Raw genomic sequence first — 12573 nt, forward strand, 5'->3', positions numbered from 1 at the left:
ATTGTTGATTTCACAGCATTTTTTACAATGCCCGGGCGCGATAATCCTCAAGCGACACCGGACGGTCGGGAATTTCGATCCTGAACTGCGTGCCGGGGCCGGGCTTTTCGACCAGCGCGATCGTGCCGCCATGGGCCAGCACCAGCTCGCGCGCGATGACGAGACCGAGGCCCGTACCGCCGGAGCGCGCCGAACCACGAAATGCGGAGAACAGGTTCTCGCGTGCCTTGCGCGGCATGCCGGGCCCTGTGTCGTCGATGGTGATGCTGACGACGCTGCCGAGCCGATGCGCGGCGATCGTCACCCGTCGGCCCAGCTTGGTATCCTCTGGATCGGATGCCAGCAGCGCCTGGACGGCATTGCGGCAGAGATTGTGAATGACCCGGAAGATCTGCTCGCCGTCGCAATCGATTTCCAGATCGTCGGAAATCTGCTCAACGAACTCGATCCGCGAATCGGGATCAAGCGCCAGCATGTCGCGCACTTCCTGGCAGAGTTCGGAGACATTGACCCGCCGCCGGCGCGGGGCCGCCTCGGAGGCCTGGCCATAGGCCAGCACCTCGTTGGTATATCCGACGGCTCTGTCTATCGTGCGCAAGAGCTTCGGCGCGAAGCTTCGAACCATCGGATCCTCGACATCCGTCAGGCGGTCCGACATCAGTTGCGCCGAGGCCAGAATATTGCGCATGTCGTGGTTGATCTTCGACACGGCAAGGCCAAGGTCGACCAGGTTCTTCTGCTGTTTCATGGTGCGCTGAAGCTGGCCCTGCATGGAGGCGAGATGCCGGCCGGCGACAGCAAGTTCCCCGCGCGACCGATCGCCGGTAAAGACGCGGGACGGGTCATCCGGCTTCTCGGAAAAAAGCTGCATACTGTGCGTAAGGCGCCGGATCGGCGAAATCATCATGCGATTGATGGCAAGGAAGATGAGGATCGCCGTGATCAGCGAGATCAGCAAGGAGATCAGAAACATCGTCTTCGAATATTTCAGCATGTCCTTGCGCAGCGCCGTGTCGGTCATGACCAATTCTATGATCATGTCGCTGTCACCGATCGGCCCAAAGACACGCATCACCCGATCACCGCCGAAGACCAGCGTATCGAGCGCATCACGCATGGAGCCGACAAAAGACGTGTGCGCGAGATCATATTGCGCATCAATTTCCGGCGGAACCTCGGTCGCGGCAAGCAGCCGCGAGGTACCGTCCTTGCGAAGCGCTAGAACCTTGGTTCCTGTCGCGAGAAGCGTGTCATTCTGCACCGCGCGTGGTAATTCGGCAGGCTGCAGACCATCGATGACGATGCCGGCGGCTGCAGCGGTATCCAGACGGTCTCGAAGCCAGTTCATCCGCACGCCGGCAATGGACGGCATGAAGATCAGGATTTCCGCCAGCATGACGAAGATGACCGTCAGCCACAGCAATCGTCCGGACAGGCCGCGCAAAACCGTCGGCATCGGTTCCGGCCCGGCGCCATCCGGCAACACTTCCTTACGGTCCGAGGTGTGAACCTCGCTATCCATACGGATCTCCAATTTCGGGCGCGATTATCCATGCCCCTTGCATGAGGGCATTTTATCGCATCACCGAGATTTGAACAGTCCTGGGCCGGGGCGGCCGTTTTCCGCCGGGACGACGGAACGGGCGACCGATAGGCTCTCAGGCCAGCTTGAGAAAATGCATCCGGATCATGGGGAGAAGCGGTGATCGAAGTCATTGCCACGGCTGAAGCCGGAAGCCAATCCGCAGCATAAGCCTCTGAAAAACATTGCGAACACGGATATTCTCCGGCAGCCTTCCGGTCGAGATATCATCCGTCTTGATGGAATGGTTCATCATCGCGAACTGCCTGTGCGCAGCTGCCAAAACGGAAAGGCGGAGGCACTCGGACCTCCGCCTTAAATTTTTGTAATGTTTGCGTTCTAGATCAGAACTCTTCCCAATCAGCAGAAGCGGTGGCCGCTGCGACAGCAGCACTTCCACCGAAGGCTTGCCTCAGAGCACCGGTCATCACCCTGACGGGTGAGCGGCGCGGGCTATTGCCTGCATTGAGCAAGGCAGGACTTGCGGACCATTCAGCCTTGCGTTCACCGGCGGCATCTCCGCTGATCGTAAACTGCGATACGAGCCGGTAAAGCGCATCCGCCTCAGATGAAAGCTTGCTGGTGGCCGCCGAGCTTTCTTCTACCATGGCAGCGTTCTGCTGGGTGACCTGATCCATCTGGTTGACGGCCGTGTTCACCTCGGCAAGCCCGGTTGCCTGCTCACGCGAAGCGACCGCAATCGAATGGATGTGGTCGTTGATACGACCGACGCGAGCCTCGATCTCCGACAAGGCTTCGCCAGTCTTCTGCACCAGCTGGACGCCGCCGGCGACTTCTTCCCCAGACTTGCCGATCAGCGACTTGATGTCCTTCGCCGCACTGGCGGAGCGTTGCGCCAACTCGCGCACTTCCTGGGCGACGACCGCGAACCCCTTGCCAGCCTCGCCGGCGCGAGCAGCCTCGACGCCTGCGTTGAGTGCGAGGAGATTGGTCTGGAAAGCGATCTCGTCGATGACGTTGGTGATCTGCGCAATCTCACGCGAGGCCTGCTCTATGCGCCCCATGGCAGCAATCGCATTGCGCACGACCGCTGCAGACTGAACGGCACTTTCCTTGGCTTCGCCAACCATCAAGGTTGCCTCGTTGGCACGCTCCGTCGACGTCTTGACGACGGAGGTTATCTGATCGAGAGCGGCAGAAGTCTCTTCCAAAGCCGCCGCCTGCTGTTCGGTGCGCCTCGACAGGTCGTTGGCAGCATTGCTGATCTCGGCGGACCCGCTGTTCATCGCGCCCGTTGCGTCGCGAACCTTGCCCATTGTGGAGCGCAACGTCTGCATCGTGCCGTTGACGTTTTCCTGAAGCTCGGCAAACGCACCCTTGAAATCGCCACGCATGCTGTCGGTCAGGTCACCATCGGACAGGCTTTTTACGACCCGTCTCGTCTCGGAAATACCGGCGTCGACACTTGCGATCAGCTGGTCGATATTGCGGCCGACACGGTCAAGGCTTTCGACGCCCCACTGCCTGTCGATGCGGCGGGTGAAATCGCCCTCGGCAGCGGCCGAGACGACGGCGGACATACGCATCTGCAGATCGTCGTTCTTGGCTTTCAAACCGGCTTCTGCATGCGTCATGCGCGACACCTCAAGACCGTTCGTCTTGAACACCTCGACTGCGGCTGCCATGTCGCCGATTTCATCCTTGCGGCCGGCAAACGGCACATCGGCGGCGTAGTCGCCCTTCGCCAGGCGCTCCATCGACGATGTCAAACCGAGGATCGGCTGACTGATCTGACGGCGACCGAGATAAAGACCAAAGGCCAGTCCCCCACCCACGCCGAAGATTGCGACGGCAAGGACGGAATAGAAAATGAGATCGCCGAAAGAACTCATCTGCGCGCTCAAGACATCGAGTTCGGCCAGATCCGAGGCCACCACCTTGTCGATATCGGCCTGGTAAGCCTTGCGATTGGCACGGTTGGCGTCGTTATTGCCCTGGATGTTGGCGGCCGGCGGCCCTTCCGTCGCGCCGAGACGAACCGTCTCTGTGCGGAAGACCTTGAACTCCCGAAATCCTGCCGTCAGCTTGTCGAACTGCGACTTTTGCGCCGGGGGAACAACTGCCACCCAGTCAGCGATCAGTTTTTCCATATCGCCGAGGCTTTTCGTCACGCCATCACCAAACGGCCTGGCGGAATCGACATCCTTTGCCGCGTACATGCCGCGCGCATCCATCACAACCGCCGTCACCAGGCGGTTCAGCCTTTCGCCCTTGTAGACGCGATCGGCGATATCCGCGTAAGCGCTTTGCTTGCGGTTATATTCAGTCACGGCAAAGACGGAAAGTGCTGCGATCGCGCACGCGACAAGGCTCATCAACCCTACAAGAAGGTTGATCTTTACTCCAATTTTCACGGTTACCCCCTCCAAAGACATCAGAACAACCGCCAATCCCGGCATCTGTTCTTGATGAAAATGAAAATTAGCAGAAATCCGTTAACAACAGCTAATCGGCAGCCCGACGAATACAGAGATAAGGGCGCAAAAATATCGCGCCGATCCAGCTTTACTCAGATATATATTTTCTCATGACTTGAGCTATTGCCCATAGAATGGAAAATATTGGCCGAAACGCACAATCAGAGGGAATCGATTCCGGCCACATATGTATTGATAATTGAATTCAAATTTACTTAAATACACAACCCGAAAGCGCGCGATCCGGCCAATCAGGGCCTGCCGATTGACTTTCAGCCCCAACCTGAACTATATGCCCGCGCGCTCCAGCGGCGGGTTGCCTCGGCATATCCGCGCCCCGCGCATTTTTCCGAAACGCTGTTGCTTCCCAGAAGCAATTCCCAAGAAGGGCCGCACACCGCGGTATTAAATAAATGAAGCGTACCTACCAACCGTCCAAGCTTGTTCGCAAGCGCCGTCATGGTTTCCGTGCCCGCATGGCAACCAAAGGTGGCCAGAAGGTTCTCGCAGCTCGTCGCGCACGCGGCCGCGCTCGTCTGTCGGCCTAACGGCCGACTTGCCCGGATAGGGCAGTGACGAAGATAGAAGACAAGAAAAACACTGTCGGGCGGCTGAAAAGCCGGCCGCAGTTTCTTGCTGTTCGCAAGGGCGAAGCGCGACGCGGGAGAACCTTTCTCCTCGAAGTCCTCGACCGAAAGCAGCCGGAGGAGCCACCACGCGTCGGTTTCACCGTTACAAAAAAGCATGGCAATGCTGTCGAGCGGAACCGCATGCGCCGGCGCCTGAAGGAAGCAGTGAGAACTTCTGCCGGGTTTGCAATGCAGAGCGGACACGACTATGTGGTTGTCGCGCGCAGGGAGGTGCTCGGCATTTCCTTCTCCGATTTGACCGAACAGCTTGCAGCACGCATCGAAGGCAGGCAAAAGCCCAAGCCTGTCTCAGGAACATCCCCCAGGAAAGCATGATGGAAAAGAACCGAAATTACTTCATCGCGATCGGCCTTTCGGTTGTGATCGTCCTTGCCTGGCAGTTCCTTTATATGAATCCGCGCATGGAAGCGCAGCAGCGCGCCGCCGAAGCTCAGCAGGCGCTTGAGCAGCAGCAGGCCGCAAACAACCCGACCGCCACGACGGCTGCGCCGGGCACGACAACAACGACCGGCAATCTGCCCGGTGCCGGCCAGGTTCAGGCGACGGCAACCCGCGAACAGGCACTTTCGAAATCCGAACGCGTGCAGATCGACACTCCTGCGCTTTCCGGCTCGATCAACCTGACCGGCGCACGCTTCGACGACCTCAAGCTTCGCGACTATCATGAGACCGTCGACGACACGAGCCCGATCATCACGCTGTTTTCGCCGGCCGATACGGCAGAAGGTTATTACAGCGAAGTCGGTTATGTCGGCAGTGACACAAGCGGTGCCACGCCCGGTCCGGGCACCAAATGGACGGTCGCAAACGGCGACAAGCTGACGGCTGCAACGCCGGTGACGCTGTCGTTCACCAACGACAAGGGTGTGGTGTTCAACCGCACGATCTCGATCGACGACCACTACATGCTGACGGTCGACGACAAGATCCAGAACCCGACCGGCGCACCGATCACGATATCCTCCTATGGTCGCGTGACGCGCAACAACAAGCCGACGACCCCGTCCGTCTGGGTCATTCATGAAGGCTTCCTCGGCTATATCGGCACTGATGGCAGCCTCAGCGAGCACACCTACTCGAATATCGAGAAGGAAGCCGTCAACAACGCCAAGGCGACCGGCGGCTGGCTGGGCATTACCGACAAATACTGGGCCGCGACGCTTATCCCGCCGCAGTCAATGGCCTACGAATCGCGCTTCACGCATTTCACCGACGGTCAGCCGCGTTACCAGGCGGACTACAAGGGCGATGCGCTGACTATCCAGCCCGGTCAGACGACCGAAGTGAAGAACATGGTGTTTGCCGGCGCCAAGGAAGTGCCGCTGATCGACCAGTATCGCGACCAGACAGGCATTCCGCATTTCGATCTGGTGATCGACTGGGGCTGGTTCTACTTCATCACCAAGCCGATGTTCATGCTGATGGACTTCTTCTTCCGTCATGTCGGCAATTTCGGTGTGGCGATCCTTCTGACGACGGTTGTCGTGAAGCTGATCTTCTTCCCGCTGGCCAGCAAGCAGTATGCGTCGATGGCCAACATGAAGCGCATGCAGCCGAAGATGGAAGAGCTGAAGGCCAAGCACGGCGACGACCGCGTGGCGATGCAGCAGGCGATGATGCAGCTCTACAAGGAAGAAAAGATCAATCCGATCGCCGGTTGCTGGCCGGTGCTGTTGCAGATCCCGATCTTCTTCTCGCTCTACAAGGTGATCTACACGACGATCGAGATGCGTCATGCACCGTTCTTCGGCTGGATCCAGGACCTTTCCGCACCGGACCCGACCTCGCTGTTCAACCTGTTCGGCCTGCTGCCCTACGACGTGCCGCATTTCCTGATGATCGGCGTCTGGCCGCTCGTCATGGGCATCACGATGTTCCTGCAGATGCGCATGAACCCGACGCCTCCGGATCCGACCCAGGCGATGCTTTTCACCTGGATGCCGCTGGTATTCACCTTCATGCTGGCTTCGTTCCCGTCGGGTCTCGTCATCTACTGGGCCTGGAACAACACGCTTTCGGTCAGTCAGCAGGCTGTGATCATGAAGCGCCATGGCGCCAAGATCGAGCTCTTCGACAATCTCAAGGGCCTGTTCAAGCGAAAACCAGCGCCGACGAAATAACGCTTCGAGAACCCCGGCATCGTCCGGGGTTTTCTTTTGGCGGTAGATAGGGCATCCGCGCATCGAAGGCCCGACCCTTGACATTGCCGGCCAAAACCCGGAATCCAACCGCTGACCACGAGAAGGACAGAACATCTGATGGCAGACGACACGACCACCGGCGGGCGCCCGCTTTTCGGCCGTCCCTGGATCTTCATCCGCGGTGTACCTTCGATGAAGTTCCTGCCGCCGGAAGGACCGCTGGAAGTGGCCTTCGCCGGCCGTTCGAATGTCGGCAAGTCGTCGCTGATCAATGCGCTTGTCGGACAGAAGGGGCTGGCTCGTACGTCGAACACGCCCGGGCGCACCCAGGAACTCAACTATTTCGTACCGGACGGCTATTCCGGCGAAGCCGGCGACATGCCGCCGATGGCGCTGGTGGACATGCCGGGCTACGGTTACGCGCAGGCGCCGAAGGAACATGTCGATGCCTGGACGAAACTCGTCTTCGACTATCTGCGCGGCCGCGCGACGCTGAAACGCGTCTATGTGCTGATCGACAGCCGCCATGGGCTCAAGAAAAACGACGACGACGTGCTGGACCTGCTCGACAAGGCGGCCGTCTCCTACCAGATCGTGCTGACCAAGACCGACAAGATCAAGGAACCGGCAGTGCCGAAGCTGCTCGCTGAGACGCTGGAAAAGATCCGCAAGCGTCCGGCCGCCTATCCGTTCGTGCTGTCGACCTCATCCGAGAAAGGCAAGGGACTGGACGAACTGCGCGCGGCAATCGTCGAGGCGGTCAGCTAAGGCAATCTAAAAATGGAAATCCGGCCGCACTCAAGAGAGCGGCCGGATCTCGATGCAAGCAGCAGGTTCGGGCAAACCGCGCTTACATCTTGGGAAGCAGAACCTTGTCGATGACGTGAATGACGCCGTTCGACTGCTTGACGTCGGCGATCGTCACATGGGCAACGCCGCCCATTTCATCGGTCAGGGTGATCTTGCCCATGCTTTCCTTGGCTTTCAGGATGCAGCCGCCGACGGTCTTGACGTCATGGGTGCCCTTATCGTCCTTGATCATCTTTTCGATGGTCTTCGACATCGCATCGGCGGCAACGACGTGGCAGGTCAGGACCTTGACCAGCTGAGCCTTGTTTTCCGGCTTGAGCAGAGTATCGACGGTGCCCTTCGGCAGCGCCGCAAAAGCCTCGTTGGTCGGCGCAAAGACCGTGAACGGCCCCTTGCCTTCAAGGGTCTCGACCAGGCCAGCCGCCTTTACGGCCGCGACCAGCGTCGTGTGGTCCTTGGAGTTGACCGCGTTCTCGATGATGTTCTTGTTTTCGTACATGGCTGCACCGCCCACCTTGGGGTTGGCGGCATGGGCGCCGACTGCGATGGCGGAGACTGCGGTGACGATGGCAAGTGTACGGAGTGTGGACTTGAACATGACTTCTCTTCCTCCCGAAGGATCTGTCGCCCCAGCGCGGATGCGCGCCGTTCAAAGGCCTGCCGCCCCAATCAGAGCGGCGACATAACAACAGACGGGATGCAGGAGAAAAGAGTTTCAGATGCCATGAAAAAAGCGGCCTGATATTATCAAGCCGCTGAATTCAAAATCGTATTTTCAGGCTAGATGCCTTGAGCCTTACCCGCCGCGATGACCGGGCCGGTGGGCTGGCCGGTGGGAGAGCCGCCGAAGGGCTCGAGGCTGACGGCGAAGGTGACACCCTCCTTAAGGCGTGGACGCAGGTCGGCCGGGATATCGACCGCGCCCTCGCCGGTCTGCGGCAAGATGCCGAGCGAAACCGGCGCCGCGCCGCCATCCGGCACCAGCCAGAGCTGAAGCGAACGGGCGTCATCTGCCTTGGCTGCAACCGGCAGAAGCTGCAAGCGGCCGTTTCCGGTATCGTAACGGGCCAACAAGCCGACGGCTGCACCGGCATTGCCGCTCAACTGCGCCACCAGCGTCTGCGACGATGGTGCTTCTCCGATCAATCCAGACTGGAAGGATGCGTAGCTGACGAGCGTCGCAAGCGACGCGAGCGCCAGCCCGCGCCACAGGGCCAGCGAATTCCACCAGCCCCCGGACAGACGCAATTGCTGCTTGAATGTTCTCGTGGGAAAGAGCCGTGCCTCTATGCCGGAAAAGGCACGCGGAGGCGGCGCCTGTTCCTCGTAGTCGGCATCGAATGCAGAAAGGTTTTCCTGCCAGTTCGCCACCATGGCCGCAAACGAGCGGTCTTCCGCCATACGCGCCTCGACCCGGCGCCGATCGGCCTCCGACAGGACACCCAGGACATATTCCCCGGCCAAAAGCTGGTCGCTGGGGCGATCACCTTCGCTTTGTTCCGGCTTGCTCATCGATCGAGACACTCTCTCAGTTTCAGGAGGCTGCGTCGCAGCCACGTCCGCATTGTATTGATCGGGACATCATATCTTTCAGCCAATTCCTGGTAGGTCAGACCGTCGACATAGGCACTACGAACTGCAACGGCACGATCAGAATCCAATTCCTCCATGCACCTGTCAATGCGCTTGCCTTCCCATTTCATCATCGCGGCATGTTCGGGACCCGGCGCCGGATCGGCGATCTGCCAGTCATCATCGGGGCTTTCGCCTGTTGGTCTACGCGCCCGCAATACGTCAATAGAATGGTTTCGGGCGATCGTCACGAGCCATGCCATCACACTATGGCCTGCCGCGGCAAAACGCCCTGACCTTTGCCAGATCTTGACGAAGACTTCCTGCAAAGCGTCTTCCGCCTCGCCACGATCTCTAAGGATACGAAGGCAGACGGAAAAAAGTTTCGGCGCGACCTGCGAATATAATTCCGCAAACGCCGCCCTGTCGCGCAATGCCACGCGCCCGATAAGGGCGGCGATGTCGCTTTCCGATGCCAAATCAACCTCCCGAGCCGATGGATGATCGCGCGATTCACGCTCTCCAACTGCTACGGCCAAATCTTTCCACCAGATTGTTTCATCTGTCAAAAAGATGCGCTAAAAGCGCCGCACCTTTGATGTGAGGGATTTTCATGACGACGTCCGACAGCGAACTCCAGGCCAAGCTCCTCGCCCAGGCTCTGCCCTATATGCAGCGCTATGAAAACAAGACGATCGTGGTGAAATACGGCGGCCACGCCATGGGCGATACCGAACTCGGCAAGGCCTTTGCCGCCGATATCGCACTTTTGAAGCAGTCGGGCGTCAACCCGATCGTCGTGCACGGCGGCGGCCCGCAGATCGGCGCTATGCTGTCCAAAATGGGCATCGAATCGAAATTCGAAGGCGGTCTTCGGGTGACCGACCAGAAGACGGTCGAGATTGTCGAGATGGTTCTCGCGGGTTCGATCAACAAGGAAATCGTCGCGCTGATCAACCAGACCGGCGAATGGGCGATCGGCCTGTGCGGCAAGGACGGCAATATGGTCTTTGCCGAAAAAGCCAAAAAGACGATCATCGATCCCGACAGCAATATCGAGCGTGTACTCGATCTGGGCTTCGTCGGCGAAGTGGTGGAAGTCGACCGCACGCTGCTCGACCTGCTTGCCAAGTCCGAGATGATCCCGGTCATCGCACCGGTTGCTCCGGGCCGCGACGGCGCCACCTACAATATCAATGCCGATACGTTTGCCGGCGCGATCGCCGGGGCGCTGCATGCGACGCGCCTGTTGTTCCTCACCGACGTTCCGGGTGTGCTCGACCGCGACAAGAACCTGATCAAGGAACTGACGGTTGCCGAAGCGCAGGCGCTGATCAAGGACGGCACGATTTCCGGCGGCATGATCCCGAAGGTCGAGACCTGCATCGACGCGATCCGCGCCGGCGTTCAGGGTGTCGTTATTCTCAACGGCAAAACGGCCCATTCGGTGTTGCTCGAAATCTTCACAGAGCATGGTGCGGGCACGCTGATCGTTCCCTGATCGGGCGATATTTGGATTTAGAGGAGGCGCCGCGAGGCGCCTTTTCCGTTTCAGCCGACAAGCAGTCCCAGAATGCCGGCGACGATGAACAGGCAGCCGGCGATTTCCATACGGTTGATGCGCTCGTGGAAAAGGAAATAGGAGGCCATGAAGGTGAAGACGAGTTCGATCTGGCCGAGCGCCCGGACATAGGCAACCTGCTGCAGCGTCATCGCGGTAAACCAGCAGGCCGAACCGAAGACGCTGGCGAGGCCAACCAGTGACGACGAGCGCCAGGTTCTGATCACCGTGACGATCTCGCTCTTGTCCTTCCACAGCATCCAGACCAGCATGAAGGCCGTCTGGAAGGTGGTGACGCAGGCAAGCGTCATGGCCGCCTGCATGATCGAGTTGGGTCCTTCCAGCGCCAACGAGGCGCTGCGATAGGCGACCGCGGAAATGCCGAAGACGGCACCGGAGGCGATACCGACCAGTGCGGTGCGGCTGGCGAGTGCCGAGATGGTGTTTTTCCATGACAGCGGCAAACGGGCCATCGAGATCAGCATCACACCAATAACGCCGACGATGATCGCGCCGATGGCGCCCACTGTGAGCCTTTCGCCGAGCAGGATGAAACCGAAGATCGCTGCTTGGACCGGTTCGGTCTTGGAGTAGGCAGTGCCGACCGCGAAGTTTCTCAACGAGAAGAGATGGACCAGCATGATGGTGGCGAAGATCTGCGCCAGACCACCGATCACGGCCCAGATCGCAAAGGTCCAATTGAGCTGCGGAAATGCGAACCCTGCCAGCAGGTGGAGCAGGACGACATAGAGGATCGCCACGGGGAAACCGTAACCGAAACGGACAAAGCTTGCGCCGCGGGTGCCGAGCTTGCCCTGGAGATGCTTCTGCAAGGCGGAGCGCAGGTTCTGCAGGAAGGCGGCGGCGATGGTGATGGGGATCCAGAGTTCCATTCCACTGCCGGTATCACGCGGCCCGATCCATAGCCAAGGTCGCATCACGGCAAAACGGGTCGGCTTTTATCGTTTTCTTTGAGCGCTCGGCAGTGCATAAGAAAATCATGGACAAGACACCCAAGACCTCGCCGAAAACCACACCCGACGCTGCCGATTTCTTGAATATCCGCGACTGGGTGTTCGACCTCGACAACACGCTTTACCCGCATCACATCAATCTGTTCTCCCAGATCGACGTGAACATGACGGCCTATGTGCAGGAACTGCTGCAGCTCGAGCGGGAAGAAGCCCGGGCGCTGCAGAAACGTTATTACCACGAACATGGCACGACGCTTCAGGGGCTGATGCTGAACCACGGCATCGATCCCGACGGGTTTCTGGAAAAGGCGCATGCGATCGATTATTCGGCGTTGATGCCGGACCCGGACCTGGGCGAGGCGATCAAGGCGCTTCCCGGCCGAAAATTCATCTTCACCAATGGCAGCGTGCCGCATGCGGAAGCGACGGCTCGGGCGCTCGGTATTCTCGACCATTTCGACGATATTTTCGATATCGTCGCGGCAGACTACGTGCCGAAACCGGCAGGAGCCACCTACGACAAGTTCGCAAGCCTGCACCGTGTCGATACGGCCAATGCGGCGATGTTCGAGGATCTGCCGCGTAATCTCAAGGTTCCCAAGACGCTCGGCATGCGGACCGTGCTGCTGGCGCCCCGCAATCTCGGCGAGGTGCTGATCGAGCGCTGGGAGAGGTTTTCCGACGAGGACGATCATATCGACTATGTCACGGAAGACCTCACCGGCTTCCTGAAGGGTCTGCCGCTCGGCTGAGCCATCTGCGTAACAATGCTACCCAGCATTACAAAGATTTCATCCACATTACGGGAGTTTAAGTGGTCGGCAGCGGTCGACCGCCATACCTTG

At 59.3% G+C, this 12573-nt stretch carries 12 protein-coding genes; 6 read left to right on the forward strand and 6 right to left on the reverse strand.

All coding sequences use genetic code 11. From position 1 onward, the window contains the following. Positions 1–22 precede the first annotated feature (22 nt). Positions 23–1522, reverse strand: a complete 1500-nt coding sequence (locus AC2GXZ_RS09860) for an ATP-binding protein (protein WP_483758970.1) — start codon at positions 1520–1522, stop codon at positions 23–25. Between the two features lie 404 nt (positions 1523–1926). After that, entirely contained in the window at positions 1927–3957 is a 2031-nt protein-coding gene (locus tag AC2GXZ_RS09865) for a methyl-accepting chemotaxis protein (protein WP_483758971.1), read from the reverse strand. Between the two features lie 476 nt (positions 3958–4433). Here AC2GXZ_RS09865 and rpmH point away from each other — a divergent pair, with 476 nt between their 5' ends. The 4 genes from rpmH (at position 4434) to yihA (ending at position 7579) form a co-directional block, all read left to right on the forward strand. Further along, positions 4434–4568, forward strand: a complete 135-nt coding sequence (gene rpmH / locus AC2GXZ_RS09870) for a 50S ribosomal protein L34 (RefSeq protein WP_092996667.1) — start codon at positions 4434–4436, stop codon at positions 4566–4568. A gap of 24 nt (positions 4569–4592) precedes the next feature. Then, complete coding sequence (gene rnpA / locus AC2GXZ_RS09875) at positions 4593–4985, forward strand: ribonuclease P protein component (protein WP_483758972.1); 393 nt, start codon at positions 4593–4595, stop codon at positions 4983–4985. Continuing rightward, positions 4985–6790, forward strand: coding sequence for a membrane protein insertase YidC (yidC, locus tag AC2GXZ_RS09880; protein WP_483758973.1), 1806 nt, complete (start codon positions 4985–4987; stop codon positions 6788–6790). The genes rnpA and yidC overlap by 1 nt, the downstream gene beginning before the upstream one ends. Positions 6791–6928: 138 nt before the next feature. Then, the gene (yihA, locus tag AC2GXZ_RS09885; RefSeq protein ID WP_483758974.1) at positions 6929–7579 is read left to right on the forward strand and encodes a ribosome biogenesis GTP-binding protein YihA/YsxC; all 651 of its coding nucleotides are present in this window, start codon (positions 6929–6931) and stop codon (positions 7577–7579) included. An 82-nt stretch (positions 7580–7661) separates the two neighbouring features. Here the strand turns inward: yihA and AC2GXZ_RS09890 are convergent, their stop codons facing one another. The 3 genes from AC2GXZ_RS09890 to AC2GXZ_RS09900 form a co-directional block, all read right to left on the reverse strand. Further along, a complete protein-coding gene (locus AC2GXZ_RS09890) occupies positions 7662–8219 on the reverse strand; it encodes a fasciclin domain-containing protein (RefSeq protein ID WP_483758975.1) in 558 nt (185 codons plus the stop codon). Positions 8220–8401: 182 nt separating this feature from the next. After that, complete coding sequence (locus AC2GXZ_RS09895) at positions 8402–9133, reverse strand: anti-sigma factor (RefSeq protein ID WP_483758976.1); 732 nt, start codon at positions 9131–9133, stop codon at positions 8402–8404. Further along, positions 9130–9672 (reverse strand): sigma-70 family RNA polymerase sigma factor, encoded by a 543-nt coding sequence (locus AC2GXZ_RS09900; RefSeq protein ID WP_483759398.1) that lies wholly within the window; start codon positions 9670–9672, stop codon positions 9130–9132. Before AC2GXZ_RS09900 ends, AC2GXZ_RS09895 begins: the two co-directional genes overlap by 4 nt. A 134-nt stretch (positions 9673–9806) precedes the next feature. Between AC2GXZ_RS09900 and argB the strand changes: the two genes are divergently transcribed. Beyond that, entirely contained in the window at positions 9807–10694 is an 888-nt protein-coding gene (gene argB / locus AC2GXZ_RS09905) for an acetylglutamate kinase (protein WP_483758977.1), read from the forward strand. 50 nt (positions 10695–10744) lie between these two features. Here argB and AC2GXZ_RS09910 read toward each other — a convergent pair whose 3' ends face one another. Continuing rightward, a complete protein-coding gene (locus AC2GXZ_RS09910; protein ID WP_483758978.1) occupies positions 10745–11647 on the reverse strand; it encodes an EamA family transporter in 903 nt (300 codons plus the stop codon). A gap of 107 nt (positions 11648–11754) precedes the next feature. Between AC2GXZ_RS09910 and AC2GXZ_RS09915 the strand changes: the two genes are divergently transcribed. After that, a complete protein-coding gene (locus AC2GXZ_RS09915) occupies positions 11755–12480 on the forward strand; it encodes a pyrimidine 5'-nucleotidase (protein ID WP_483758979.1) in 726 nt (241 codons plus the stop codon). The last annotated feature ends 93 nt before the right edge of the window (positions 12481–12573 follow it).

It is taken from the genome of Aliirhizobium sp. YIM B11859 (assembly GCF_057163345.1).